This window comes from Ruegeria sp. CF3, assembly GCF_056537365.1.
The window spans coordinates 52,039-77,945 of the sequence record NZ_JBQFRK010000010.1; the positions used below are offsets into that span (position 1 = coordinate 52,039).

At 52.5% G+C, this 25,907-nt stretch carries 25 protein-coding genes; 9 read left to right on the forward strand and 16 right to left on the reverse strand.

Annotated elements, in window-relative coordinates; all coding sequences use genetic code 11:
* The first annotated feature begins 218 nt into the window (after window positions 1-218).
* Both ACR0KC_RS21755 and ACR0KC_RS21760 read left to right on the forward strand, forming a co-directional pair.
* Window positions 219-563, forward strand: a complete 345-nt coding sequence (locus ACR0KC_RS21755) for an AAA family ATPase (RefSeq protein ID WP_480707637.1) — start codon at window positions 219-221, stop codon at window positions 561-563.
* A 117-nt stretch (window positions 564-680) separates the two neighbouring features.
* Complete coding sequence (locus tag ACR0KC_RS21760; protein ID WP_480772232.1) at window positions 681-884, forward strand: hypothetical protein; 204 nt, start codon at window positions 681-683, stop codon at window positions 882-884.
* A gap of 676 nt (window positions 885-1,560) precedes the next feature.
* Here ACR0KC_RS21760 and ACR0KC_RS21765 read toward each other — a convergent pair.
* The 7 genes from ACR0KC_RS21765 to ACR0KC_RS21795 form a co-directional block, all read right to left on the reverse strand.
* On the reverse strand, window positions 1,561-2,535 hold the full coding sequence (locus ACR0KC_RS21765; RefSeq protein ID WP_480772230.1) for a DUF6602 domain-containing protein: 975 nt from the start codon (window positions 2,533-2,535) through the stop codon (window positions 1,561-1,563).
* Between the two features lie 645 nt (window positions 2,536-3,180).
* On the reverse strand, window positions 3,181-4,269 hold the full coding sequence (locus ACR0KC_RS21770; protein ID WP_480772229.1) for a hypothetical protein: 1,089 nt from the start codon (window positions 4,267-4,269) through the stop codon (window positions 3,181-3,183).
* A gap of 56 nt (window positions 4,270-4,325) precedes the next feature.
* Window positions 4,326-6,161, reverse strand: a complete 1,836-nt coding sequence (locus tag ACR0KC_RS21775) for a glycosyltransferase family 2 protein (protein ID WP_480707632.1) — start codon at window positions 6,159-6,161, stop codon at window positions 4,326-4,328.
* On the reverse strand, window positions 6,158-7,705 hold the full coding sequence (locus ACR0KC_RS21780) for a hypothetical protein (RefSeq protein WP_480772228.1): 1,548 nt from the start codon (window positions 7,703-7,705) through the stop codon (window positions 6,158-6,160). The genes ACR0KC_RS21775 and ACR0KC_RS21780 overlap by 4 nt, the downstream gene beginning before the upstream one ends.
* An 85-nt stretch (window positions 7,706-7,790) precedes the next feature.
* Complete coding sequence (locus tag ACR0KC_RS21785) at window positions 7,791-9,011, reverse strand: NAD-dependent epimerase/dehydratase family protein (RefSeq protein ID WP_480707630.1); 1,221 nt, start codon at window positions 9,009-9,011, stop codon at window positions 7,791-7,793.
* Window positions 9,012-9,162: 151 nt separating this feature from the next.
* Window positions 9,163-11,700, reverse strand: coding sequence for a hybrid sensor histidine kinase/response regulator (locus ACR0KC_RS21790; protein WP_480707629.1), 2,538 nt, complete (start codon window positions 11,698-11,700; stop codon window positions 9,163-9,165).
* A gap of 43 nt (window positions 11,701-11,743) precedes the next feature.
* Complete coding sequence (locus ACR0KC_RS21795; protein ID WP_480707628.1) at window positions 11,744-12,238, reverse strand: putative pterin-binding protein; 495 nt, start codon at window positions 12,236-12,238, stop codon at window positions 11,744-11,746.
* Window positions 12,239-12,393: 155 nt separating this feature from the next.
* Here ACR0KC_RS21795 and ACR0KC_RS21800 point away from each other — a divergent pair, with 155 nt between their 5' ends.
* A complete protein-coding gene (locus ACR0KC_RS21800) occupies window positions 12,394-13,011 on the forward strand; it encodes a response regulator (RefSeq protein ID WP_480707627.1) in 618 nt (205 codons plus the stop codon).
* Between the two features lie 899 nt (window positions 13,012-13,910).
* On the opposite strand, the gene ACR0KC_RS21805 is transcribed toward ACR0KC_RS21800, so the two are convergent.
* On the reverse strand, window positions 13,911-14,807 hold the full coding sequence (locus ACR0KC_RS21805) for a LysR family transcriptional regulator (RefSeq protein ID WP_480707626.1): 897 nt from the start codon (window positions 14,805-14,807) through the stop codon (window positions 13,911-13,913).
* 93 nt (window positions 14,808-14,900) lie between these two features.
* Between ACR0KC_RS21805 and ACR0KC_RS21810 the strand changes: the two genes are divergently transcribed.
* A complete protein-coding gene (locus tag ACR0KC_RS21810; protein WP_480707625.1) occupies window positions 14,901-15,638 on the forward strand; it encodes an SDR family oxidoreductase in 738 nt (245 codons plus the stop codon).
* Between the two features lie 5 nt (window positions 15,639-15,643).
* Here ACR0KC_RS21810 and ACR0KC_RS21815 read toward each other — a convergent pair whose 3' ends face one another.
* Window positions 15,644-16,558 (reverse strand): AraC family transcriptional regulator, encoded by a 915-nt coding sequence (locus ACR0KC_RS21815; RefSeq protein ID WP_480772226.1) that lies wholly within the window; start codon window positions 16,556-16,558, stop codon window positions 15,644-15,646.
* Window positions 16,559-16,653: 95 nt separating this feature from the next.
* Between ACR0KC_RS21815 and ACR0KC_RS21820 the strand changes: the two genes are divergently transcribed.
* Window positions 16,654-17,403, forward strand: a complete 750-nt coding sequence (locus ACR0KC_RS21820; protein ID WP_480707623.1) for an SDR family oxidoreductase — start codon at window positions 16,654-16,656, stop codon at window positions 17,401-17,403.
* A gap of 70 nt (window positions 17,404-17,473) precedes the next feature.
* On the opposite strand, the gene ACR0KC_RS21825 is transcribed toward ACR0KC_RS21820, so the two are convergent.
* Both ACR0KC_RS21825 and ACR0KC_RS21830 read right to left on the reverse strand, forming a co-directional pair.
* Window positions 17,474-18,316 carry a methylenetetrahydrofolate reductase gene (locus tag ACR0KC_RS21825; RefSeq protein ID WP_480772225.1) on the reverse strand — a complete coding sequence of 281 codons (843 nt, stop codon included), beginning with the start codon at window positions 18,314-18,316 and terminating at the stop codon, window positions 17,474-17,476.
* 51 nt (window positions 18,317-18,367) lie between these two features.
* Complete coding sequence (locus ACR0KC_RS21830) at window positions 18,368-18,757, reverse strand: DUF983 domain-containing protein (protein ID WP_480707622.1); 390 nt, start codon at window positions 18,755-18,757, stop codon at window positions 18,368-18,370.
* Between the two features lie 159 nt (window positions 18,758-18,916).
* On the opposite strand from ACR0KC_RS21830, the gene ACR0KC_RS21835 reads away from it, so the two are divergent.
* Window positions 18,917-20,287, forward strand: coding sequence for an aminotransferase-like domain-containing protein (locus ACR0KC_RS21835; RefSeq protein WP_480707621.1), 1,371 nt, complete (start codon window positions 18,917-18,919; stop codon window positions 20,285-20,287).
* A gap of 75 nt (window positions 20,288-20,362) precedes the next feature.
* On the opposite strand, the gene ACR0KC_RS21840 is transcribed toward ACR0KC_RS21835, so the two are convergent.
* Complete coding sequence (locus ACR0KC_RS21840; protein ID WP_480772224.1) at window positions 20,363-20,893, reverse strand: TetR/AcrR family transcriptional regulator; 531 nt, start codon at window positions 20,891-20,893, stop codon at window positions 20,363-20,365.
* A 187-nt stretch (window positions 20,894-21,080) separates the two neighbouring features.
* On the opposite strand from ACR0KC_RS21840, the gene ACR0KC_RS21845 reads away from it, so the two are divergent.
* The 3 genes from ACR0KC_RS21845 to ACR0KC_RS21855 all read left to right on the forward strand — a co-directional run bounded on the left by ACR0KC_RS21845 (window position 21,081) and on the right by ACR0KC_RS21855 (window position 22,930).
* Complete coding sequence (locus ACR0KC_RS21845) at window positions 21,081-21,542, forward strand: DMT family transporter (protein WP_480707619.1); 462 nt, start codon at window positions 21,081-21,083, stop codon at window positions 21,540-21,542.
* A gap of 61 nt (window positions 21,543-21,603) precedes the next feature.
* Window positions 21,604-22,059, forward strand: a complete 456-nt coding sequence (locus ACR0KC_RS21850) for a nuclear transport factor 2 family protein (RefSeq protein WP_480772223.1) — start codon at window positions 21,604-21,606, stop codon at window positions 22,057-22,059.
* Window positions 22,052-22,930: an ergot alkaloid biosynthesis protein gene (locus tag ACR0KC_RS21855; RefSeq protein ID WP_480772222.1), complete on the forward strand. Its 879-nt coding sequence runs from the start codon at window positions 22,052-22,054 to the stop codon at window positions 22,928-22,930. Before ACR0KC_RS21850 ends, ACR0KC_RS21855 begins: the two co-directional genes overlap by 8 nt.
* 176 nt (window positions 22,931-23,106) lie before the next feature.
* Here ACR0KC_RS21855 and ACR0KC_RS21860 read toward each other — a convergent pair whose 3' ends face one another.
* The 4 genes from ACR0KC_RS21860 to ACR0KC_RS21875 all read right to left on the reverse strand — a co-directional run bounded on the left by ACR0KC_RS21860 (window position 23,107) and on the right by ACR0KC_RS21875 (window position 25,896).
* Window positions 23,107-24,012 carry a hypothetical protein gene (locus ACR0KC_RS21860; protein WP_480707616.1) on the reverse strand — a complete coding sequence of 302 codons (906 nt, stop codon included), beginning with the start codon at window positions 24,010-24,012 and terminating at the stop codon, window positions 23,107-23,109.
* Window positions 24,009-24,410 (reverse strand): SLC13 family permease, encoded by a 402-nt coding sequence (locus tag ACR0KC_RS21865; RefSeq protein WP_480707615.1) that lies wholly within the window; start codon window positions 24,408-24,410, stop codon window positions 24,009-24,011. Before ACR0KC_RS21865 ends, ACR0KC_RS21860 begins: the two co-directional genes overlap by 4 nt.
* A gap of 210 nt (window positions 24,411-24,620) precedes the next feature.
* Complete coding sequence (locus ACR0KC_RS21870; protein WP_480707654.1) at window positions 24,621-24,995, reverse strand: DedA family protein; 375 nt, start codon at window positions 24,993-24,995, stop codon at window positions 24,621-24,623.
* A gap of 640 nt (window positions 24,996-25,635) precedes the next feature.
* Window positions 25,636-25,896: a hypothetical protein gene (locus ACR0KC_RS21875; RefSeq protein WP_480707614.1), complete on the reverse strand. Its 261-nt coding sequence runs from the start codon at window positions 25,894-25,896 to the stop codon at window positions 25,636-25,638.
* Window positions 25,897-25,907: the final 11 nt, after the last annotated feature.

The following is a 25,907-nucleotide window of genomic DNA, read 5'->3' on the forward strand; positions in this document are numbered from 1 at the left end:
ATAGTTCTTTCTGGTCTTTCCCTCCTTACATTTTTTTGTTTCAGGGATGGATGCCGGATAGCCGTGACCACTACGGGAGGCTCGCCTCTACCGGGACCTGACAACTCTGCTGCGGCATGTTGAAGCTGGCAACCTGAAATAGATCAAAAAGCTCGCCATTCCCTTTTTCAGATTCTCTCATGATGATACTATGGCCTCAAGAAAAAATGAGGTTTTGCATGCGCTTATACAGCATTTCTGTAAGAAACTTTCGCCGCCTCAAGAGCATTGATCTAGATTTCGAAGAAAAGGAGACGGTGTTTGTTGGTCCAAACAACAGTGGAAAAACTTCGGGAACCGCAGTCATGCGGAGCTTCCTTGGAAATCGTGATTCTAAGATACACGACTTCTCGGTAAGCAGTATTTCGGCGATTGATGCTTACTTAAATGGCGATGGGGAAAACTTGCCACCGGTCGAGCTCGATCTGTGGTTCAAAGTTGATCCAGAGGCAGTATCGTTCGGGCGGGTATTCGCTCTTGCCACAACTCTATCGACTGATTTTACTGAAATCGGAATTCGGTGAGCCCTGGCAGTTGATGATGCCAACGAACTCTGGAGGCACTATAATATTGCTTTTCCGGTGGATCAGAACGGTGAACGCAAACGCTCGCTAAGCCATTTTCTGGATTTAGAGGGCAATTTGAAAAAGCACTATAGTGTTCAGTTTTCATCGCTGGAACGTATGGGCGAATTCTACACCTGGCTTAAGGAAACTGAAGAGGACCTGGCGACGGCAGTCCTCAGGGCTTGTGTGCAGGATTTTGTGCGTGAAAACTATCCGCTGCAGACCGGCGCAAAAGTTCTGGGTACGGAAATCTCTCTACGACAGTTGGAACCAAGATAAGCAGGCGGCGGAGAAAGGTTGATGCTCCGCCACACATGCTCATCGGTAAAAGTGGCGGTCTATCGATTGGGGCAACTACGTTAAACTGCTGTACCGCGAGGTAAAGAAACACGACTAGCAGTCGAAGAAATCTTACTGAACGGCTTCAACCAATATGGGAGGCCGTAGGCAAGCTGGGCGCGGATAGTCCCGAGCTTAATCTAAAGGCCTATCTCGATGAGATGTGGAGCGAAGACGAAACAACTACTGTTTCTTTGAGGACTGGAAAGGGTCTGGCTCGACGAGACGAAAAAATTGCGGAAGATCTTGAGGCCCAATTCAAGATGATTGCGGTCGCCTATGCCACTGGAGAATTGGATGAGATCGACCGCGTAGTTAACTACCTAGCGTTCATACGTCGCATGAAAAAGCAGGGTGTTTACGAAATTGGACACTGGAGCGATGAGGACCCAGATGGGTGACGATGTAACTAGAAGGTGGTTCACGTAACACCCGTTCAGCAATGTCCAATGGTTTTTATCTAAGGCCTTCCCTCCGAGAACTCAAAACCTGACACATATGCGGGTCGCGGCGAATGCCTCAAAAGAGCTCTCAGCCGTCGTTGCCCTGCAGGTAGCCCTTCGTTGGCGCGGCACGTCGGTAACAGCCCAAACGCGACATTCGAGTTACATCGTAGTCACCATTTTACGTGCAACCTTTCTATTTCGACGTGGTCGGTAACTCGGAATGGATATACCGCGACATCTGAAACAGCGGAGCAAAGGTCAGAAATAAAGGCAATTATGTGGTTGCATTCATCATCTGCGGGTATGAAACTCATCGTCGCACGGGCATTGTAATTGCCGTTATCCATCATGGCTCTTGGATAAAGATGAGCCTTACCATTATACGCGTATGTCTGGTAACCATCTGCAAGAGATAAAAACATATTATGATCCATTGATGCTTCTTCCTCACTTGTCACGCGAGAAGTGAAAGATTTAATTTCGTCTTTCATTGCGTTGGTGCCTCCTGAAATGTCAGAACAAACCACATAGCTGACTTTATTTTGCCAGTGAGTTTCAATGGGGTCATATAAGCGGTGCAATAATTCCTCCATACGATCCGAAATCGGCCTACTGCATCGCCCCGCCTCTTTGTCCTCCATGATCTGCAAGAGGTGTTTCTCCTGCGCAATTGCGACCTCAGCTGCGCGCCAGCTAGGACGAACCGGAATGGGGGTTTCGGGTCTCTCTAATGTGAGCTCCTTAACTTTTCGAAGCTTTTCCAGAACCTTTGTTATATCTGATCTTTGCAGCGACGACTTAACTTCACCGACTGCTACGATGGTTTCAATAGGGTAAAACCTTCGAAAAGCTGCGTCTTCCACCCTTGGCGTTTCATCTGCGTCAAACAAGACATTATCAACTTGAGTGCTAGTGTCGCCGTTTCTCCCAATAATGAAGCCGGTGCCTGTCTCTATATGCCTCGGAAGAAATGTTTTAAGTAGGTCCTCAAGAAGTCTTTCCCGATACCCCCCATACTCGCTCGAATGAATTGTCTTATTTCCCTCTCCTGACGAAAATGCCTCTTTAACCATTACTTCGTAGTTGTGGCGAAAAGATTTGGCTCTACTTCGAATGAGGGGAAGAAGTCTTGTATTTGCTGGCATTGAATGACCGATTCTCCAAACTGTGCGATCGCTTCTACCAAGCGAGCAGTTTTCGTAAAGTCGTCGATTGGGTCTCAATGCGAACAATCTGGTGTCAGTGGCTGCATTCCAAAGTCGTTGACGTCGGTGGCGACCACGAAGTCCGCGATCCACCGTGCCAGGTCAAGTTGGGATCGCTTTATAACCTGCAGTCCCCTTCGAATGGCGAGCACTTGGGGGTGCCTAGTCTGCACGTGCTGTGAATGGCGGCTTTCCTCAGCGCGTCTTCGGCATTGTCCTGCAACCATGGAGCCATATCCCATAACTTTGCAAGCCCCACTAACTGCGCATCGCTAGCATTGGTGTACCGCGCAGCATCAGTAGCTAAGGGCTCGAGACGGCCGATCTCTGCAATTGGGATCAATGTCTGCTGCCAGACAGATTTAAGTAAAGGTGCGTTGGGTCCGCTGGGGCGCTGATCACTCAACCAGAGATTGCTTCACATAAAACCGCTTCAGCGACGTTGATGGCGAGTAGCGACGAATTGAAACACCAAATAGTTTTGTTTCTCCGAGGCCAAAACGAGGTGCACGCTCGGAACTCTTCAGCCGGATCGCAAAAGTCCGTACCTGAATGTCCAAAACCTTCCATTTGCTCCGCCTCAGTTCACGAACCCGGGTGCGCAGTATTTTCAATTTTGCCGCTATGCTTTTCCTTTGTAATTGCACCCGCCACGGTCCGTACAGTTGCTCCGCGGAGTGGACCTGATGCGCAAATTGACCAAAGCTCGCGATCCCTGCAAAAACGGTTTTGAGCCTTGATTGTACGTGAGGTCATCATCCCATCGACCCGACCTTGATAATATCCGAATGCGCGAAGTTCCTTCTGTAACACGCGAACCCACGCATTCTTGTTGATCCAAAAGGCCGTGCTTGCTGCCTTGGCGTAGTTTTCTGGTTGAGCGTCTTCAAGAATATCTTCGACTTCCGACCAGAATCGAGTGGGATGCATTTCTGCAGCGAGCTTAATCAGTTCTGGCGACAACACCCGATCAGAAATGCCTGGGACTTCCGCGAGCATTGCACGTGTTTGAACAGCCTCTTCGCTTCTATCAGGCTGCGAAGACAGATAGACCAGTGCAACTGCGGCGTATCTCGCGTCACCCCCAAGGCCTGCACGCACAACTTGCTCTACGGCTGTATCCGGCGCCGGTCCTCTTAAACGTTTCCAGTTTATGCGCACCACTAAATCGCGCGCCGCATTTTGATCACCGCTCTCCGCCATACGCTCCAAGATCGCTCGTCCCTGTTTGGCGTCTGAAGCGGCGCCCAACTTTCGATCAATGTGTGCCGTTGCCAAAAGCCGTTCTGCGCCGGGTTGGTTGTCGCGGGCGCCAGCTCGGAGGAGCTCCAATGCAACGTCACCCCGTCCCATCTCCATTTCAACTCGCGCCAGAGATGCAGTGGACCAAGGATGACCAGCATCAACGGCGCTCACATACCAATGACGCGCTGCTTCCAGATCCATTTGCGTACCGATCCCTTTTCGGAAGTGATATCCAATCCGATCAATTGCTGGAACGTACCCACTTTCTGCCAATGACATCATTGCAGCATGTGCTGCAACTGGATCGGCCTGTTCCTGCTGGATAAGAGATTTGAACTGTAAGCGTTGCTCATGGGCACGACCCACACTTGCCAATGTCAAAGCTAAGCCAGCGGCCAAAGCCATTATTCTCATTTTATGCTCCTTCACTTAACATCATCGGTCGTGCCGACCAATCTTCCGTGGCAGAGGTTGAAGTGTCGCGGTCATGCTACCCGTATTGGCTTGTCAGGAACGATGTCGCGCCGGATCGCAAGCTCAAGGTTTTCGGCGCGGATATCGATTAAAATGCTGAGCATAGATTCGAGTGTGAAATAGGCCCGCAAAACCCGAAATATCAGGTATTCTGGTAGCGCAAGGATGCCGCGCGGCACACCGTTTAGCAGCGACGCAACCACCGCCACGATCGCAGGCGCACCTGTGGTCACGGCCACGATGGATTGCCATACGATAGGGGTATTTTCGTTAAACGCGACGCCCCACTCTAAGGTCCCAAAAATTATCAGAGGGACAAGCATCGCGCGGCGTGCGGAGTTTACCAGCATGTAGGGCAGGATAACTTTCCCCCTCAACGTCACGTTTGGTCCATAGATCAGGTCCCGACAGCGCGACGAGATGTGATAGATTGAGCGGAACCAGCGCATGCGTTGCTCACGCATATGGCTGTAGGATGACGGCACTTCAGAGATGTAGCGGATTTTGGAATCAACAACCGAGTGGAAGCCCAACTCACCAATACGGAGCGAGATATCGGTGTCTTCACCATTCATCCCTTCAACAAAACCGCCCAGTTGGCGTGGGTGTTGCGTGCGGTAGACAACGAACATGCCCGGGATACCCACAACTCCGTTCACTGCTCCCATGGCAACTGAGTAAAAGCCGTGCTTCACAAGAACTTCCAACAGGCGAGCCCGGTCAAAAAGGGCTCCACCTGGTGGTACAGGCACGCCGCCGACAACACCTACGGAGGGATCTGTGAAGTATGGCATAGCTCGGGAAAAGTTATCTTCGCCCACAAGAGTGTCGGCATCGACACGCACAAGAAACTCGGTCTCGCAGGCATCAAGACCTGCGTTGAGAGCGTTAGATTTGCCGGGCTTCGGAACATTAATCACGCGCCCCTTTGCGGCCTTGCATGACAAGAGTGTCTCGCGCGCGATTTCTTCTGTGTCGTCGGTCGAATTGTTGTTCATGATTAGAACGTTAACTTCGCCACCATAGCGTTGTGCGGCGCGATCCATCGCGTTGATCGTGTCTTTTATGATGTAGGACTCATTATGCGCGGGCACGATGACCGAGACGGGTGGATTAAACTTGGGTTTCTTGGCGGTCGCCACATCGTAGATAGCAAGCACATAAAGCTGCCCAAAAAGCACGGGCAGGAACAGAAATACGCCCGGACCAATGCCACCCAACAGCGTCAGACTGCGCATCACTTCGACCAGATGCAGACCCAAACCGCCAACCCACATCGCGACTCCTGCTGCGATGGCAATTGTGACACCAAGGCGCAACAAGGCACGCATCTGACTAACCGGAATATGTTGGACACGTATGCGGGCCGGCATGAAACCACGCTCCAACAGTTTGAACGAATATACCGCAAAGCCGAACAAACCAGACGCAATAGCACTGAAATGCAGGGAGAAGGATGATCCGAGGATGTCTTCTGCCATGACATTTGCCAGATCGAATACCGCGCAACCTGCCAGAAAGGTCAGTACCAGATCCAGGCCAAACATCGATCGCCCACGGAAATCGCCGGAACTGAATGCAGCAAAAGCAACAAAGAACGAGATAAGGAAAATCCGGATCGCAATGGCGTGCCGCCCCGAATGGGCCGAAAACACATAGTCACGGTTTGGAAATACCTGTGCGACAAAATCAGTGTTCACGATCCAAAGTTGTGTTGTGGCAAGCAGCGCAAACACCGCCAGCATCTTGGGTGCCTGCCATTCTGAAACCGATCCGGCAAAACGTTTGGGTGCGCTGTCGACCGAGACAAAGTTGATCTGTTCGCGCTTGTCATCAACGCCACTCATCCTTTTGCCTCCGGTAATACCGGGGCGGCGGGCGTCACCAGCAGTGCAAGGCCGACATGCGACATTGGTTCGTTCGGCAATAGTTTTTTAATGGACAAGCCTTGGGTGGCACTGACTTGCGTGACTAACCAGGTGGCGCCAGCATGAGGTAAAAGCGGGGCAGGGTGACCTGGGCCCAGGACATGGATGTGAACCTTTCTTCCAGCCGGTTTGATTTCAACGCCAGCCGGTATCACTAGGTCCAACATGCGGCTTGCCGCGGCAGCGTCCGGCGCGGTTAGTTCTGAAGTCATGGCAATGTTGACCGGCCCAACATTATCCAAGGCGGTGTGTAGTTCGGACACTGCGTTGGCAAAGGGCATGTCACTAATGATCAAACGGGAATGAGGTAGTAACTCCGCCACGAGTTCAGGGCCCTGATCACACACGCCGTCTTTCGGAGCGGTCGTTGTCGCCACTACTTCCAGCGTATTTGTGGCGACCTGAATATCAACCGGGAGGTCAATTAACGTTTCGTACTCGGCTTTAGACCCCTTGGTATGCTCTTGAAAAACAAGTCGGTTGTTCAGCGTTACGGTGAGCGACCAATTTTGACCATGCATGAGGTGCCCAAGCTGCATGCGCAGGTCCAACTGGCTGGGTATGTACTGTCCGCTGCGCCCTCCCAAATCGAAACGCTCACGCCATACAGCTTGTCTGTAAAAGCGGCGCAAACCACCATTCATTCCTTTTTGCGCCAACGCGCCCACCGTTCGCCCATGCACATCGGTTTCAGGAAAGGCTGGAAGTACCGCGCGTAGCTCGAGCGTATTTAAGGCTGGTTCTTGTGGGGACGGAGCAAACACGGTTGCAAGGCCCCGTCGCTGGAACTGGGTTGCCAACACCAAGCGGCGAAGCTGTTCGTCCTTTTTCAGCCAGTGGGGCCAAGCAACACGCACGACATGACCCCAGGCGTGCACCTGATCGCGTACACTGTGCAGTGGCCGATCTAGCGTCAAAAAAATGGCACTGGTCGTTTCAATCTCAACAACGGCTTCGAAACCGTCCTGCGAACCACACTGGATTTGAGGGCCAGTGCCCTGCAGCGAGAAAGAAACGACCAGTTGGTTCCCTGCAAAGTCCACCTGTGAAAGAGGAATTTGCAGGGAACGTCCCACCTCGCCTGAACGCAGCAGCATCTCGCCTCGGCGGGTATTATTGATTGAGATGCGCAGCACCCCTTCAACCCCATCCAGAACCTGAGACGTTGCATCGATTTGGAGGTATCCAGACGTCGGGCGTGCATCCACTGGCATCATGAATGTGACGCTCTGGTAGGCGGGAAAACCGGATAAAATGACCGGATGGTCCGGATCGGCGCGCACAACTACGGCTTCGTACACATCCTGCGCTTGGGCGGGTGTGCGGTGCTCAAACACCAGTTGCGGGCCGAACGTTACTTCATGGAGGTAGCGTTTTCCTTGTTCCAGAATGTTCATTGTCGATAGCAGGAGGGCTATGCCTGCCAAAAGAAATCCCATGAGCCCAATGCCAATCATGCGCATGTTTTTCACTGTAATTTTATGGTTTTAAGTAACCGATCGCGCTGGCCCCACCTCCAAGCGGGACCAACACGGGCGGTGCAGAAGGTCAGGCCACTTTGTGTGGCTTTGGAAAGACAACGCCGGGCCGTTGTTTGTGGGTCCAGGTTGAAACACATGGGATCATCTTGTGAATGCACCGGCCGGCGTATTTTGCAGCTATCTTCTGTGTTTCGTCGATCAACCCTTCGGCCAGTGTGATCGGCTTCAGCCCCAATGAGAGAAAGGTTTTGTTCGAAACTCGCAGATCATTTTCAGCGGCTTCGTTGCGTGGGTTGTCCACGTTGGCGATCCGCGCGTCGGAAATATCTGCAACAAGTTTGGCTAGCTCGCGCACGGTATGCGTTTCAGTCATCTGGTTGAGGATTGCAACTTTGCCGTCCTTTTCAGGCGGATTTTCAACGGCCAGGGCAAGGCACTTCACGGTGTCCTGAATGTGGATGAACGCCCGTGTCTGGCCACCTGTTCCGTGCACCGTCAGCGGGTGACCAACGACGGCCTGCATCAAAAAGCGGTTCAATACGGTTCCGTAATCTCCGTCATAGTCGAAGCGATTTATCAGGCGCTCGTCCAGTTTCGTCTCGTTCGTTTGAGTTCCCCAAACGATGCCTTGGTGCAGGTCAGTAATGCGTAACCGGTCGTTTTTTGCGTAGAACTGGAACAGCAGTTGATCCATGGATTTGGTCAGATGGTAAACGCTGCCGGGGTTGGTCGGGTACAAGATATCACGCTTCGTGATCTGCTTATCGTCACCAGGGACATAGACCGGCAAGTAGCCTTCAGGGATTTCCAACCCGTCATCATCGTATCCATAGACGCCCATAGTCCCGAGGTGGACAAAGTGTGGGTCTAAACCCAGAGCGACCGATGCCGCTAGTAAGTTGTGAGTGCCCGAAATGTTGTTGTCGACGGTGTAGCGTTTCTCACCGACACCCTTCATCGAATATGGTGCGGCGCGTTGCTCGCCAAAGTGCACAATGGTGTCTGGTTTGATCGTGTCCAGCAAAGTGGTGACGGCGCCAAAATCCTGTGCAATGTCGATGTTTTTAAATGCAATGGTATTGCCTGAATGCTCTTTCCATGCGGCAAGTCGATCCTCCATGGACGCAATTGGCGTCAGGCTGTCAGAGCCCAACGCCGCATCAATTTCACGGCGCGACAAGTTGTCGACGATAGTAATGCTATGACCCAGCTTTGATAAGTGGAGCGCCGTTGGCCAGCCACAGAATCCGTCGCCACCGACCACTATGATTTTTTTTGAATCTTTCATTTTGATGTTCCTCTGCACGGGCCCCTCCAGGCGACCCTGTTCAAGATAAACTCAGGTGTAGAGTCCCGGAGCGAAACGTGCCGGGGTGCGAGAGTATAGATTGCGGGGATTAAGGCTGGGGCAGCTATCCCAACGGTTAGGGTGGATAGGCCTATGGGGTGTTGGTGTGGCGGTTGATGGCCCCATCAAGTACCGATTTGGACTTTGCTGCCTCGGCTTCCAGTGTTTCGGCCCAGATCTGCGTTGCCGTGAGATTTCCATCGCGCGCGTCAAGTTCCAGCTTTTCCAAAGCATCGTGGAGTTCAATCTGCCCCAATAGAGACGCCGCGCCCTTGGCGCTGTGGGCTGCTTCTGCAAAAGCCAGCGTATCGAGCGGGTCGCTCGCGACGCGAAGATCCGCCGTAAATTCAGCTATCTCGGACAGAAATTTCTCCGCGATATTTGCGACCTTAGCGCTGCCTAACAAGTCGATCATCTCAGAAAGGGCTTCGGGAAAGTGTGCCGTATCCGGTTTGGACAAGTGCTTGGAGGTCACTTCCGCAACAATATTTTGCAGAGCCTCTAGCCTGATGGGCTTGGTATGAAAGCGATCCATGCCCGCAGCTACAGATCTTTCACGGTATTCTTCGCGCCCATGGGCTGTTAATCCGACAATATGTGTCCCGGCGTTTATCCCGTTACTGCGGCGTAAGCGTTCGGTCGCTTCAATCCCGTCCATGACTGGCATGCTGATGTCCATCAAGATGATATCGAACGCCTCGTTCTTGGCCTTTTGCAAGCAATCTTCGCCGTTAACAGCCTCGCGTACAGTGTGTCCCATCGTCGTTAGCATGTCGCACAGGACACTGCGGTTGATGCTGTTATCTTCGACAATAAGGATATTGCAGGAGGGCGCTTGCTTGGCGTTTTGGGCCAGATTGTCACTGTCGTCTCGCGTCTCAGGTCCTGTGCGTCTTAAAGGCAAAGTTAAGATGAACACCGATCCCGCACCTTCGACACTTTTTAGGGACACATCCCCGCCCATCGCCCGCGCGATGCGACGAGAGATGGACAACCCCAAACCATCCCCACGAGCCTGGCGACCTTCGCTATTCGCGAGGGCAATAAAATCCTCAAACACCTGTTCGTGCTGTTCGGCGGGAATTCCGATGCCAGTATCGATCACTTCAAAACGGAGTGAAGAGGTTTCGGGGCCATGAATGCCGCTGACGCGTAAAGTGACCTCTCCATCTTCAGTGAACTTAATTGCGTTTCCGATCAAATTCGTAAGTACCTGGCGAATTCTCCCGGAATCACCGTGATATGGCCCTTGCACTGCTGGGTTTATGTCGAGTTTCACAGCCAATTTTTTCTCAATGGCGAGCGGTTCAAACAATTCGACCAACGCTTGCATTAGCTCTGTTAGATCAAAGGCTTCGGAGTTCAGTTGAAGATTACCCGTTTCAATACGAGTGATATCGAGTGCTTCGTTCACATGTTCCAGCAAAACCTCGCTGGAAGATGTTGCGATGCGGGTATAGCGAACCTGTTGGTCGTTTAGGGGGGTAGTCTTAAGCAGATCAAGCACACCCAGAATACCGTTCAGGGGGGTGCGCATTTCGTGACTCATCACTGTCATGAATTGTGATTTGGCCTTGTCCGTCCTCTCGGCTCGGTCGCGGGCATCAATCAGCTTCTGCTCGTTGATCTTACGCTCGCTGATGTCACGGATGTAGGCAATGAACTTGGTGTCATCACCATCATGAGTGGTTGTAACGTTTAATTCGACTGGGAACTCTTCGCCACTTTTGCGCAAAGCCGCAAGCTCGATACGGCCGGCATCAACGACACGTGGCGCGCCCGTTTCTAGGTAACGCTTCATGCCATTGTGGTGCGCATCGCGCATACGCTGTGGGATGAAGGTGTCCTCCATCGTCAACCCAACAATTTCGTCTCGGGTCCAACCAAAAACGCGCTCGGCCGAAGCGTTGAATTCGATAATACGTCCGGAACTATCTGAAGTTACAATCGCATCTAGTGATGCAGCGACGGTCGATGCAAGTTGCTTTGACGATGCAGATAGAGCCGCGTCCCTGCGAACGGAGCGCTGCAAAAGTCGATCCATGAAGAGTAACAGGAGTGCCATAAGGACCAGTAAACCGACTGCAATTCCCCCGGTTCGAGACAATTGGCCGGCCAATTCAGCGCGCCGGTCCTCGGAACGCTCGGCAACTATCCGGACGCCCAGCAATGCAAGCTCTCGAACAACAGGGCGAACGTCACGAACCAAGCGTTTCAGCTCAAGTAGATCAGTTTCGTCCAGTGGCTCGGACGAATCCAAAATTGCAACGGCATCGTCTCCAAAGACCTCGATTTGCTCAATCAATTCCGCCGCTTCGCTACTGTCACCATAAATTTCGCGGGCCCGTCCAGAATTGACAACGTTCAAACGACTTAAGGCAATGTCTGCACGCAACTGTAATTGGTCAGAGAAGCCTGTCTGTGCAGCAATTTGCTCGGTTAGAACGGCGTCGAGGTTCGCAAACTCGATGTCAAGCTGCGAAATGCTCCACTGAATGTTGTCTTCATCAGCGCTCGACAAGTCGCGTACCTGTGTTAACAGGTTCGAGACCATTGTTGCGAACAAGATGATCAACAGGCAGATGCCTGCCAATACCAAGAGGCGGTATCGGTTCAACTCTGGCTTCAATTGCAACCTCCTGCTTGAGGTCACCGTAAGCACACTCAGCGTGTTAATCTACGACTTTCAAATGCTTAAGCTGCCATATGCTGAACGTGTAGATCGTTTCAGCCCGGTATTTGGGATCCTGATCGTATGGGAAAACAACCCAATACGGCCCCTTGTCCCTAACAGACATCGTCTCGCCATCCATGCGAGTGGCGATGATCGGAGCGTCGTTTTCAAGTTCCGCAAGTGGCATCGTGACCTTGTAATCATTTAAGGCCACCATCTCGATACTGGTGCCGTCTGTGTTCAATTCGGTAAGCAGGGCTTTTAGCGGCACCCCCGAGAAAGTAACTTTATCATCTGTCCAGATCGTTGAGGTGCTGAATGTCACCTGGTCCATTGCGTCAAGATCTTGAAGGCTGAATTCGACGGTTGCGGAGTTAGAGCCTGATGTTGTTAATTCCAACGTCATCTCTGCCCGAGCTGTGGCCGGAGTGACTAAACTCAGCAATAGCATGAACAGCACGACGTAAATCCGCGAGTAGTGTTTTTGTGCCATTGAATAGACTCCGGGTCAGGTAAACTGGGTTATAACTATTGATCCCCCACGGTCATCAGAGCATTGGCTTAGGCAACTATACCAAAGTATAGTTCTGTCATGTTTTGGCCTGATTTTTTGGTTGTGAATGCGTTCAGCGTAAGGACACTGTGGACATGCCTAATATCCTCTTAGCTGACGACCATGATCTGGTCCGCGACACAATCGCGGCCTATCTGGAAACCGTAGACGACTTCAAAGTCCAAACCGCTGCCAATTTGGAAGAAGCGTTGGAATTGATGCGCGGTTTGGATTCCATCGATCTGCTGATCCTCGACTATCACATGCCGGGAATGGACGGCCTGAATGGCCTCAGTCGCGCCCGTCAGGCCTTTCCTGCGACTAAGGTTGCACTGATGTCAGGTGTCGCTAACCGGGAGGTTGCCAACAAGGCAATGGAGAACGGTGCAAACGGGTTTATCCCCAAGTCCTTGAAAGCTGTGTCGCTGGTCAACGCCATCAAGTTTGTACTGTCAGGCGAACGGTATTTTCCCTTCGATTTCGGACAGGCAGATGAGCCAGTGGAGTCGTCTGGCGTTTTTGCCACCCTGTCCAGCCGGGAGATGCAGACGCTGGAACAGCTCTGCATCGGCCTTTCAAACAAGGAAATTGCCCGAAACCTAGGAATTCAAGAGGTTACGGTAAAGCTGCATGTAAAAAACGTGCTGGCAAAATTGGGCGTTTCCAATCGAACGCAAGCCGCGCTACTGGCGAAAGAGAAGCAGTTGTTCTAAACGGCGGAACAAAGGCCACAACAGGTTTTATCTTTTCTGTTTCGAACTCGCATTTGGTTGCGTGGCGAATTTCTCATTCCACTAAAAGTGCCCTGTGTTGAGCGCGGAGTCTAAATAGACTTCGAGATTTGTCCTGCCGATCAATAAAAGGAGAGCAACGACGGTTGAATAGGACACTCGTGTTTTATGGCAGATCTTTGAGTCGCAAATGGTAAGGGTTACGCGAAAGAAACAACCAAGAGTTAGCAAATTCAATAGCTTAGATTTTGCCTAATGGCAAAACTATGTGTCGCCCGACACCCTGTTGAACGTCACACGAACCTGACCCAACCGTCACAGTTGGACCAGAAACGGGGTGAACGTTCGAAATTAGAAGGCGCCCCCAAAAGTTGGACATCAGTTGAGTTTGATCTTTGCGTCATCAACTAACACGCCACCCCCATCTCAGACTCCCGCAAACAGTTTGGTTTGATCTGACTTCCCTTTCGGAAAATTAGAGCTGACTTGCAGGCCAGACAGCGAAGCTGCCTGTTCCTGCTAATCTGCCACGTGGCGAACGCGGGAGGGGGCGAGACAACGCTATTCGACAGGGGTGGTGCGGCCCGCAGGCACAGCCGAGGACACGGCCCTGTCTAAGAGGGTTGCCCGAGGGGGAGGGCCGCGCCCTCACCCTGACGGCCAGGGGCGTTTGGCTTGTCCAAATCCCGCGGGCCCACGAAGGGAAAGTGAGGGGAAGAAGGCATGCCGCCATTTGCGATTGAACCATTTTGTCAAACCGCCAAAAGCAATAGGGCCACTGAGCTGCCCTTCGCTGCGCTAGTAGCATCTATCGTCTCTAGTGGCTGTGATGCGCAGTTAGCGGACTTTGCAAAGTCAAGAGGACGGCCCTAGACACTTGGTCAAAGCGCTGCCTTGTCGAAAATGCGAATGACCCAATCGAGGAAAACCCGGACGCGCGGGGATAGTTGTCGGTTTTGCGGGTAAAATGCAGCGAGCGGAGTGGGCGATGGTGGCATATCCGGTAAAACTTCTACAAGGCGTCCCGCTCTCAAGTCTTCCAGAAAACGATACTTTGGAGCTTGTCCAATTCCGAACCCGTCTCGGATCAGATGATGCACTGTGTCCGCGTCATTTGCTGTAACCAGCGCTGGCAACGTAAATTCCTTGAGCTTGTCACCGATCTTGAACTCCAGCGGTAGTGCGCCGCCGGTTCGCGAAGACAGGAAGCCGACCATCTGATGACCTTTCAGATCGTCTATCGACGTGGGAGTGCCAAACTTGGCCAGATATGATGGACTCGCACAGGTGATCTCAGGGAGATCGGTCAGGTGCCGTTTTATCATGCCACTGTCATCAGGAATGCCTGCGCGGATGACGCAATCAACGCCCTCGCGCACCAGGTCCACCAGGCGCTCTGTCTGGCCAAGTTGAAGGGTGATCTTGGGATACATCGCGAAAAAATCAGCCAGGTGCGGCAGCAGGAATACCCGCGTCAGAGTGCCGGGGGCATCAAGGCGCAGCAGACCTGAGGGCTCGTGCCCACGCAGTGCTCCTTCAGCTTCCTCCAGATCAGCTAAAATAGACGCGCATCTTTGATAGTAGGCTTGCCCATCCGGTGTTGGGGCCACGTGGCGGGTTGTTCGATCCAGCAGCCGACTACCTAGGTCGCGCTCCAGCCTCTGGATGGCTTCACTTGCGGTAGACCGCGGGATATTCAGATCCGCTGCGGCCTTTGTGAAGCTCTCGCGTTCGAGCACCCGAACAAACAGGCGCATGGTTTCAAGTCTATCGATCATTGTTCGCTTTTATCGAATTGTCATTCCAATTCAAGGCAGATTATCTGGCCTGTTTCCTTGCCTATCTTCGCTGCAATCAGACAGGAGAATGACATGGTACACGGACAACGAACTGCAATTGTAACCGGCGCCAGCAAAGGAATTGGCGCAGCCATCGCATTCCGCCTGGCTCAGGATGGCCACGCAATCATTGCCAATTATGCGGGTAACGAGGCCGGAGCGAACGAGATTGTGGACGCGATCAAAAAAGCTGGCGGCCAGGCAATCGCAGTTCAGGGTGACATTTCTGATCCATCCTGCATGCCAAGCTTGTTCGATGCGGCTGAACAGGAGTTCGGCTCTGCCGATGTTCTGGTCAACAACGCGGGTATTATGCGCCTGAGTGCAGTTGCATCTACATCTGATGACGACTTCGAGGCTCACTGCACCATCAACATTGGCGGTGTGTTTCGCGGAATGCGAGAGGCTGCCAACCGACTTAACGCGGGCGGAGCGATTGTCAGTCTTTCCTCCAGTGTTGTCGGGCTCTATCAGCCGACATATGGGGTCTATGCGGCGACAAAAGCCGCTGTGGAAGCGATGACCCATGTGTTTGCCAAAGAACTGGGCTCACGTGACATCACCGTGAATGCCGTCGCGCCTGGGCCGGTTGGGACAGAATTGTTCATCAATGGAAAACCGGAAGCAGTAATTGAAAACATCAAGAAGATGAACCCGTTTGGTCGGCTCGGAACGCCCGAAGACATCGCTGCTGTTGTTTCGCTCCTGGCCGGTCCTGATGGCCGATGGATCAGTGGGCAAACTCTTCGCGCCAATGGCGGTGTCATCTGAAAAGCTTAGCCCGAAGCTTCCAGTAGATTTGCCTTTGAGTAGCGCGCGGGCGGGCATCCTACATAGCGAGAGAATGCGGTGCTGAAGGCACTGGATGACCCATATCCGGTCTGGGCAGAGATTTCGGCAATGCTGAGATCTCCTGCCCGGAGCATGTGTTTTGCCAGCGTCATCCGCCAGTTTTGCAAGTAGCTCATTGGGGGTATTCCCATGACCCCTTCAAACCGGGTGAAGAATGCAGATCGAGACAGCCCGGCTTCGGTTGCAAGAGCCTGAACAGTCCAACTGTGAGCCGGAGCCGCGTGCATGGCTCGCAAACTGGGTCCAACCCGCACGTCTGCCAATCCATGCAAAAGGCCGGCAGTCGGGGCCGGGTCCGCGCCAGAGCGGAAGGCTTCGATCAGTAGGACTTGCAATAGGTTCTCGACGATCACATCTCGCGCCGGCCTGTTTTCACGCGCCTCGTCACGAACAAGCCCCGTAAGTGCAGCCAACCGACCCTCACCGCGGGCAAAAATCAGATCAGGCAGTAGAGAGATCAATAGATCAGCGTCCGGGCTGGCAAAGGTGCAGTGTCCTACGAGTTGTTGAACCTCTGGCTCCGCATCAGATGCCCCAAGCTGGAAAACTCCGTTTTCACCCTCCACAGGGTGGTTGATCAAATCAGCGGGTGGAGGCGGGTCCATGCTTAAAAAGGTGAATGACTTGACCGCAGGGATAAGCACAAAGTCACCCGCATTCAAAACCAATGGTTCTTTTCCTTCGACGTCCAGGCATGCACGTCCAGTTAGAAGTGAGCAGTAGAAGGCCTCGTTTACATCCTCGCGATGCACTCGAAATGGTCCCGATGCATGCACCAGCTTTGAATAGGATGCTTTGGGTTGAAGGAGGGCGATGATTTCAGAGAATGGATCTGCCATTTTGGACCATTGATAACAAAAAATGGATGATTAATTATACATCATACCGCTCACGTTGGTTACTTTCAAGGCATCAACGAACAGGAGACAACGTCATGAAGACCGTATTGATCACAGGATGTTCTTCGGGATTTGGGCTGGAGACTGCGCGCTTCTTTCTCGAACAGGGATGGTCGGTTATGGCAACAATGCGTAAGCCAGATGAAGCACTATTCCCGGCCTCGGATCGTTTGACGATCCTGCCATTGGATATCTCGGATAGCGAGAGCATCACAAAGGCAGTGAAAGCTGCTGGCCCCATCGACGCTTTGGTGAACAATGCAGGCGTCGGCTGGCTTTCCCCTTTCGAGGGCACATCAGAAGATAACCTGCGCCGGATTTTTGAGACCAACACGTTCGGCACCATGGAAATGGTCCGAGCCGTGCTGCCACAAATGCGCGCGAAAGCGTCGGGGGTGATCGTGAATGTCTCTTCCAGCGTCACACTCAAACCGCTGCCGCTGGCTTCGGTCTACACGGCAAGCAAGGCCGCAGTGAACGCCTTCACCGAATGTCTTGCCCTTGAATTGGCTCCTCTGGGTATTCGCACCCATATCGTTCTACCTGGTCAGGCACCAACAACGAATTTCGGCAAGAACGCAATGGCACTGATGTCAGAATCTAATGACACGCCTGAAGACTACAAGCCATTCGTCGAGCAGACTATGGCGGCCTTTATGAACGCTGAAGGGAAAGAGTTCACCTTTTCAGAGGATGTTGTTCAGGCAATCTGGAGAGCCGTGACCGATACCACTTGTCCGCTACGGATCCCTGCCGGTAAGGACTCGGTCGCACTGGCGGCCTGATACCCTCAATAATAAGAAGAAAACTTTTCTAAGAACTGAAATGGCCGACCTCTAAGGGCGGCCTTTTTCCTCAGGCTAGCATTTTGCTCGAAGCGTCCCGAACTTGCCGCGCCTTAGTCGCAGCAAGCCACTCAACGGCAACCTTCGCGCCACCAAAAGGATAAAGGTGAACCGCAACATCAGCTAAATTGCGTCGTTGCAGCCCTTGTTCGATCAAGCAGACCAGACGGGAGAAATCTACGATCCCGTCCACGGTGACACTCACGTTGTTCAACCCGCCAGCCGAAACCCCAAATGAGCGTGCAAACCTGAGCAGGAGATCCTTTTTGGTCGGCCCAGGTATCCCAATTTGGATCGGCTGGCTAACACCAATGTTTCGAAGCTGGCTTATCCAGTTGAGAATTCTGTCGGGATCAAAGGCAAGTTGAGTTGTTATGCTCACGCTGCACCCGTAGGACTCCAGAAGTTTTACCTTCTGCTCCAGTAGGGCCACGTCCGAACGATAGCCTATGGCAGCGTTCCCCTCAGGAAAACCCGGTAAGGTGACCCTCTTAATCGCATATTTTTCAATCCACTCCGTTCGAAGGAGATCCATCGTGTTGTTGAATGGCTCCGACGTATTTGATGGGTCACCTCCAACGACCATGACTTGTCCCTGTGCGCCCGCAAACCGGAGTTTTTCGGTCAGGTCAAACAAGTGTTTCTTTGATTTAAGGCGACGAGCTGCAAATATCGGCACCGGCAATAGTCCGGCGTCGTCGATCCGGCGCACCGTTCGCAGCCTGTCGTAATCATCCTCATCATTCAGCCAGGTCACATTGACAGGGGTTCTCGCAGGAATAAGGGGTGCGGCTGTTGTGAGATCCGCAATCGTCTTTCCTGTCGCCTCAAGTGAATAGAAATTCAAATCCATCAAGGAAACCATCCTCTGAAAGGGCTGTGAATTCATTGGGAGGGCGGTTGGCTAGAACCCGTGCATGCGTTTGGCCCATTGGTATCCAACAATCAGGCCCTTCATGACCGGCAACAGTGCCAAGGCACCGACTACTGCAATGACCGACATGCTCAAAGCCAGGACCCAAGGTTCTGGCCTCCATGTCACCCAGGCGATGTGCAACGCAAACCCCATAAGGTGGCCAACGATCAAGATCGTAAGATAAGCCGGACCATCATCCGCCCGCTGATGGCTCAGATCCAAACCGCAATTCGAACACTCATTGTTCACTTTGATGTAGCTGTGCAGTAGTTTGCCTTCCCCGCATCTGGGGCACTTGAGGCGCATCCCGTTCATGATTGCGGGTTTGATGGGGCGCTCTTCACTGTCGTCGTGGCTGTCAATTGCAAGGTCGGACATCTTTGATCTCCTTCGGTCGTGCCTCAGATAGTCCATCTTCAGACATAATGCAATCAATTACCAATCAATATGATTGCAAGTGCGACAACATGTTGAATTTCGCTTGAAATGCTGATAAATACGACAGACACAATCTTATACATTGAATGGAATGATGCCTTGAAGTCATGGACGCCGAATCTGCGCGACGACGGGAAACCACTCTATGTCCAGATCGCGGAAGCGATCAGACATGATGTAGAGACAGGTGTGCTAGATGCAGGTGACAGGCTTCCGCCTCAACGCAGCGTCGCCAAGCTTGTTGGCTTGGATTTCACAACTGTCTCTCGCGGGTACTCAGAGGCTGCGAAGCGAGGATATATCGACACCTTTGTCGGTCGGGGCTCGTTTATCCGGAACCCAGAAGAAACAGCAGAAAAAGCAGACCCACGCCGCGCGCTGGAAGAAGACCCGAACATGAACATGCCCCCGGAGCCAGATGATCCGGCTCTGGTGGCCCGTATGGAACAAGGCCTCACACATGTTGCTGCAAACTTAGTTCCTCTGCTTCGCTACCAATCCATTATCGGGAGCCGGCAAGACCGGGAGACCGCAGCGCGCTGGATGAACATCAATGATATCGACGTTACAGCAGACCAATTGGCAATCACGCCTGGCGCACATGCCAGTTTGCTGTCGATCCTGACATTGCTCACCAAGCCCGGAGACACCGTGATCTGTGAGCGCGTGACATATCCCGGTATTCGTGCCATAGGCGCTCAACTTGGCATCCTGCTAATTGGCGTGAGATCAGACGACAGCGGTATTCTTCCTGATGATCTGGATGCCGCTATCCAAGAGCACACACCTTCTGCTCTTTATCTGAACCCGACGCTGCAAAATCCCCTGACGCTTACAATTCCGATGGAGAGACGTCAGCAGATCGCGTCCGTTTTGGACAAGTACGGTTTGCCTTTGATTGAAGATGACGCTTGTCGTTTCGTGTCGTCGGATGCGCCACCGCCTATATCACAGCAGATCCCCGAATTGGGGTGGTACATCGCGGGTCTTTCGAAGTGTCTGGGCGCTGGTTTGAGGCTTGCGCTTACGGTGGTTCCGTCCGGGCTGTCGAAAACCCACTTCACGCGTGCCTTGCAGGCAACGAATGTCATGGCGTCACCAATCACAACAGCTTTGATGGCGCGATGGATCGAGGATGGTACAGCCGCGGCGGTGCAAAAGTTCGTACGCAATGAGGCCAACCGCAGACAGAACTTGGCGGCCAAGATTATGCTGGACCAAGACTTCGTCGGCAGCAACGAAGCATTCAATATCTGGCTCAAGCTGCCCGAATGGTCTAGCCGAGCTGACGTGATGAGCCACATGGCCAATCGACAAGTCGGAGTTATGCCGAGCAATGCCTTTACGGTAACAGGCGCACCCGACGAAGCGGTCAGGGTGTGCCTGGGAGGGCCAATCTCATACAGCCAGCTGACTGAAGATCTCGAAGCTTTGAATTATGCGATCACCCATAAAAATTGGGTTCCCTAGGCTGTTAGGCTGTGCCGAAAACCCAAGCGACTTTCGTCTCAGTTATTCAACTTGCTTTATGATTACTGCTTATTTTTATACACTTAGTACCAGATTGGTAAATCGTTGAATGTCTGCTGATCTGACAGGTCGATGCTGAACGATGACGTGCCAGTAGAGCGGTGCGATAAACATATCCAGGATCATTTGCCGATCTGTGTCTTTTGTCAGCTCGCCACGCTGAATGGCTCTGTCCAACATAACCATTGCCTGGGCCTGGCGATCCCGCGTCACACTCTTCAGCAATTCTGCCAATTCATCAGAACGAGCGTGCTCAGCATGTAGGTCCGGCAGAATCCGCCTCACAAGCGGATGGCGCAGAGTTGCAGCCATTCTGCGCATAAGCCTGGCAACGTCCTTCTCAAAAGATCCTGTGTCCGGAATTGGAGTGATATTCGTGGCCGCTGATTTCACCGCTTTGGTCACCAGTTCAAACTTGGATTTACTCCTTCGATAGAGCGCCGCCTTTCCGACACCTGCGCGAGCCGCAATGCGCTCCATTCGTAGAGACGAGTAACCCGTTTCCGCCCATTCCTCGAACAAAGCGCGTTGGATTGCTTCTGTCACCGTGTCTTGCAAAACGGCAGCCCCGGCCGGCTTCCGACGCGGCCGATCAGGATTTCTTACGTCGGAACTATTGCGTTCCATCGTGATTCTCCCTTAGATAGGACGAAACGGTATCGTTCCGATGCAATCTGGAGCAAACCCTTAAATACTGCAACCCAATTTTGGCACTTGTGGAAAGGACGCGAAGATGGACCCGAAAATCGCACTTCTTTGGTTTGCGCCTCTGCTTTGCGGGGCCTTGATACCCATCCATGCCGGAATGAACGCAGAGCTCAGCCGCGCGGCTGGTCACCCACTCTGGGCAACTCTGTTGTCGTTTGGAATTTCATTCGTTTGCCTGGTGGTCGGCATCGCATGGCTTCGACCGACATTGCCAAGCTTATCAATACTATATGCGGCTCCTCCCTGGGCGTGGGTAGGAGGTGTGATTGGTGTCATTTACGTGATGGCGACCATGGTTCTGATCCCACGCTTTGGGGCCGCCGCTTTTATTGCCGCAGTAGTCGCCGGACAAATGACGATGGCACTCATCCTGGACCAGAACGGGCTACTTGGAAACGCTGCTCGACCAGCGGACTTCTATCGCATCACTGGTGCTATGCTGTCGATCTCCGGCGTCCTTATCATGCAGTTTGGAAAAGCGGCATAAACCAAGTCACCAGTCACAGAACAACCCACCCGTTAAGGGAACAACAAGAGGTAAAGAAATAATGTCTGATACGAATAACATACCCAGCTTTGGCGCGATGCTGCGCGGTGCCCTCGGAGATGCAATCATCGCAGAAGCAGGCGAGAACTTCCTGGATATGTGTGACGAAGGCATCGTGTTCGAGTTCCCGTTTTCTCCAGAAGGGTCAGTGCGAGAACTCCGTGGCCGAGACACGATGGCCGCCTATCTGCCAAAAGCTGGAAGCCTCATCAGCTTTGAATCCATGAGCCCGGCAGTCACCCATGTCGCGAAAGACGGTGAAACCTTTGTGTTGGAATTCTCCTGCAAAGGTGAAGGTGAGGCCGGGCGCTATGATCAAAACTACATATCGGTCATTGAGGTCCAAAACGGACGCATCACGCGCTATCGCGACTACTGGAACCCGCTAGTTCTGCTAAACGCCGTCGGCGGCGTCGAAGTTCTTAAGTCGAAGCTGGGAGACTTTATTGATGACTAGTTCCATTCTTGTCACCGGCGGCACCGGAAAAACGGGAAGCCGCGTCGTCAAACAGCTACATGCAAAAGGGCTGGCCTCCAGCGTGGGAACACGCAGACCTCAGAACAAAAACGACGTGCGTTTCGACTGGAGCGATCCGTCTACGTTCACAGAAGCTTTCGAAGGCGTCAGGGCTGTTTACCTCGTAGCACCCACAGACACCGTGGACTCACTGGGCGCAATGCAGCCCGGTCTTGAGACGGCACTTGCCGCTGGCGTCCAACGCTTCGTGCTACTCAGCGCTTCTTCTTTGGAAGAAGGCGGACCCATGATGGGCGCAGTCCACACTTGGCTGCGCTCCAACGCTCCAGAATGGGCCGTATTGCGTCCAACCTGGTTCATGCAGAACTTCTCAGAGCTTCATCACCGTGATCCCATTCGCGATGAGTCCGCCATCTACACAGCGACAGATGACGGCCGAGTGGGCTTTATCGATGCTGGCGATATAGCAGCCTGTGCAACGGCGCTGCTGGTCACTCCATCAGTCGAAAACACTGACTATATACTCACTGGCCCGGAAGCGATTTCTTATGATGTCGTTGCCGAAACACTGAGCAATCAATTGGAGCGGAAGATCACCCATCATCGCCTAACCGTCGATGAACTGACAGAGCGTCATCAAAGCCTCGGATTGCCGGAAGAATACGCAAGAACTCTGGCGGCAATGGACGGTGTAATTGCTGGCGGGTCAGAGGATCGCGTCACTAACAGTGTGCTGAAGCTGACCGGATCACGACCAACCTCTATCGATCAGTTCGTTCAGCAAAACATGAAAGCATGGACGCAGAGAAAAGATATCAACATGCGAGTGGCTGAGACGGCTAACATGTGAGATGAGTGTGTCCTTAGCTGACCTTCGTGCTGGCTTCGGGGACGGTAGCAACGTTGCGCATGTCGAAGATTGCTAAGCTCGGCGATGAATGCCCGCTTCGGGCTGCCGACCAGCCAACCATGAGTCTTCCAGAAAACAGTCGTACCAAGCCTGTTGTAGTGCTTTTGGGAATGGGTTCAGTACAAGCCCAACAAAAAACCGACCCCAAAAACTGCGATGGAAAACAGCCATAATGGGAGCAGCGAGTACCGAATATGCCGCCCCATGCTTGCACCGGCCAATCCAAGTGCAAGCCAAAGGGCGGGCGAAAACGGGCTGATGAACGTGCCAATGATATTGCCGATGAGCATCGCATAGACAATGCTTTCGGTTGAGACGCCAGTTGGTTCCACAACTTCCAGCATCACCGGCATCAAACCAAAGTAAAATGCGTCCGTGCTAAGCACCAACTCAAGCGGTGCGCCGATCAGCCCGACCCAAATATGTAATGTTGGTACAACGCTTTCAGGCAAGATCTCGACCAACTGCTCAGCCATAACCCGGAGCATTCCTGTACCGTCCATAAGGCCCAGGAACGCCCCAGCAGCAAAGATAATCGTAGCCATTGTCGGCGCGGAAGGCGCATGCGCTTTCATCCGGTTTATTTGGCTGTCCACGTCGCGGTAATTGATGAGTAGAAGCAACGAAAGCGAGATCATGAAGAGAAATGCAGGCGGCAGTAAACCCACCACAAACGCTACGACCGTCGCCAAAAACAACCCCCCATTTACGAAAATGAATTGAGGGCGTTCCAGCGCCAATTCTTCGTCAGTCACCTTCAAGGCGTATTGTGCCATGCTGCCAGTCGGAGCAACCGTCCCTGTTGTTTGAGACATTATGCGTTTCTCGCGTAGTCCGATGAGGATCGCAAATCCCGCCAACAGCACCAGCCCGATAATCTGGATGGGTATCAGAGGGTGCCAAAGCACAGTCAGATCAATACCCGAGACAGCAGAAGCTCTGCCCAATGGTCCTGCCCAAGGAAGCATGTTCGCCAGGCCGGCAGCCAAGCACAGCATCATCAACATCAAATACCGTTTCATCCCAAGCCCGACGTAAAGTGTAGCAGGGCCGGAACAGTAAGAAGAAATGTCATTGCACCAGCGCCATCCAGATGGGCCAGAGCGCCGACCATTGCCGTGGCAACCGTAATTGCCACCGCGTTGCCCCTGGTCACCCCGATGACCCAATTGATAATCGGGCGAAAAAGGCCTGTGTCTTGTAAGATGCCGAAGAAGAGTATCGCAAAGATGAACATCGTGGCGACCGGCGCAACTCGAAGCAGACCTGAGTTAAAGAACTCCGACAGTTCCGCAGGACCGAAACCCGTCAATAATGCTCCTGCGAGCGGGAACAATATCAACGCTATGACTGGAGTTACCCGGCCAGTAAGGAGAGACACAACAACGAGTACAATTGTCACCAATCCAATAATTGCCATGTTGCCTCGGGCTCCTTCCAAGCTCCCGGTCAGTCAATACGCACGATTCTTCTACGTCAAGAAAGCTGGGTTGCAGCCGCGACCAAAGTTTTAGTCAGGGCAACAATAGGCTCAAATTTAAGTATGGATGCGTCCAAAACGATATGCTCTCAAAGTGATTGGTTTTTCGAGAACAGTTGATCAAAAAGCGGCGTGTGGTTTGTTGTCGAGTTAAACGCTTTTGTCTCTGCCAACATGCCTAGCACGGATAAATAGTACGGCTATAAGCAACAAGGTCATTACAACCACAATGCTGGCTACTATTGCTAAATGGTGCGTCACCCAAGGAAGCAACGAGACACTCTGACCGAGTTTATATGCAAGTGTTGTCCAGAAGCTTACCCAAAGCAGTGATCCGATTGCATTGGCCAGAAGAAATGTTTGCCAAGGCATTCCCGTGGCGCCGGCCACGAGACCGTTTAGCAGACGCAGTAAGATAAAGAACCGAGCGACGACAACAACATAAGCACCGAAGCGCTCGGTTACCTGCTCAGCTTTTTCGTATCTTTCCTGTGTGATCCTTATTTTTGTCCCATATGTTAGAATGACCTTGCGCCCAAATCAGCGACCTATGAAATACGCAACGTTGTCACCTGTCATCGACGCCACGACCGAGACAACTACCACCAAAAAAATGTTGAGGTCGCCCTGACTTGCAATAGCGGCGCTGGAAATCAGAACTGTCTCACCGGGAATAGGCAAACCCAGTGTTTCCAGGAACTATGCGAGATAGAGTGTCGGAAGCGCAAAGTCCTGTGAAAAAATCGAAAAATACTCATGCAATTGGGACATAGATGGTTTCTGTCTTTGCCTTTTTACGCTGATGGACCTTTCTTGCGCTACGCAATTGCCTGCATCAACCGAAGCTATTTCATCGCCATGCTTACGAGTGTATAACCCTGTTTTCTGAAGGCTAACTGTCCAAGTGATTAACCTCATCGATGATGGAATTACTCTAAGGTGCCTACTCACTCGTGATCTACAAAGTAGTGAGCCCCTTGGGCGTTTTCCGAGCACACTCAGGATCAGTTTGCTCAATGTAACGAAACTCTAAGGTATTATGATCTAAAAACTGTATGTTCTAGTTGAAAATAACTGCTTTGGGCTGCGAACAACCAACCGTGGTCACCTTGGAAAATGGCAACACTGAGCCGATACCTACGATTTAGCTGCGAGACGGTGAACGTCATTTTTCGCTCGACACTTCGCCAGCTCGCGATACAGCGCGGGGGGGCGTCACTCCGATCCAATCGGCAACACGAACACGCACCCAACCGCCTTCTTCCGGTGGACCGTACAGTTCGAGATAGGCATCCAGCCGATCTTTCACCTTTCGCAGGCGCATGATTTCAATGCGGGTCCGCAAAACCTGCAGATCTCTCGCTGTTTGTTCAAACGCCCTGATCAAAAGATGATCTGATGAAGGTGCATCCTCTAAGTGCGTCATCAATTCGTCCC